We start from the raw sequence: 1,196 nt of genomic DNA, 5'->3' as shown, positions 1-1,196 counted from the left end.
CTCTGGGGGTACGCAGCTTCAGCGTGGCTTGCTCATGCGCCTGCGCCAGCTCCTCTTGGTGCTGTCGCCTACGACGCTCACGCGACGCAGCAGCACGGCATGCACCCGAGCAAAACCGGGCCTGCCGCCCACGCGGATCCGACCGGTGCGGGATCGGTTTCCCGCACCTTTCGCAGACTTCTTTTTGGGTCGCCATGCCCCCACTTTATCGCACGTGCGATAAAACCTGCCAGGCACCAAAATGCCTGGTCACCCGATGTCACTAAGAGTGCATATAGTGTGTCTCCCAAGCCGCTTCGCGGCGTGGACTCGGGCCGGATTTACCGGCCCGAAAGACCGGCGGCACCCCGCCGAAAGACTGACAGCCCTGGCGGGTAGGGCAGCAACATATTTGGACACATTCCGCCCGACCGCGCCTGTCAGGCCTGCGGGGCGGTTTAGTCACTCCACGCGGCGCGCTGTGTGCCCGTCTAAGCGATTAAAGACCCGGCAGCGGTACCCATGTGGAGGGCCAGAGCTTCTGCGCGATTGAGCACGCGAGGACTGTACCGGGGCAACCGAGCCGTCCGGCTCGGGCGGCAGCCCAGACCGAGCATCTGGAGCCGGACAACGCACCGGTTGCGGTATTCCTTTTCCGCACGACCGAAATACGGGACGTGCAAGGAGGAATCCATGAAAAGAACCCCACGCCCCCACACTAGTCTTAAGCGACTTTCTGAGCTGCTCTCGCTCGCGCTAGGCGCTGCCGTCGGCGCGATCCTTGCCAACCCCATGGACACGATCCACGGTTGGGCCGAGCTTCTCGATCTGCTCGTCTTCTGGCGCTAGCGGCAAGACACTATTGGCACTCTTAGTGTTAATCGGGCCTGGGCCAGATTCACCGCTTCTTGCTCACCCAGTTGGTTGCTGGATCAGCGCCCCTCTGGCTCCCTCTCAAAGCTCCTTAGCGCCTCCAGGAGTGGCCGCGCCTGCGGCGGGCTTCTATCGAATTCGCTTTCGCTCATTCGGCTTATTTTTCGACTGGACGGCGTGACCAGAAGGCCACCTGCGCGCCCCTCCGGGCGGGAGCGCTTGGGAAGGGCGCCCCCGCCCTACCCTTATTTCTAAGGGCTGGGTCGGGGGGTGTTCCTATGTAGTTTGTCAATCTCGCGGGTGGGGCGGACGGGGGCGGATCCTCAACTCGGGATGTTTTAGGT

General features: G+C 62.8%; 1 protein-coding gene. It reads left to right on the top strand.

Going from position 1 to position 1,196, the window contains the following annotated elements:
• The first annotated feature begins 672 nt into the window (after positions 1-672).
• Entirely contained in the window at positions 673-828 is a 156-nt protein-coding gene (locus ABRP87_RS11205) for a hypothetical protein (RefSeq protein WP_349868853.1), read from the top strand.
• Positions 829-1,196: the final 368 nt, after the last annotated feature.

This window comes from Corynebacterium sp. KPL2830, from assembly GCF_040225635.1.
Classification (GTDB): domain Bacteria; phylum Actinomycetota; class Actinomycetes; order Mycobacteriales; family Mycobacteriaceae; genus Corynebacterium.
This window is presented reverse-complemented; position numbering and strand designations above follow the sequence as displayed.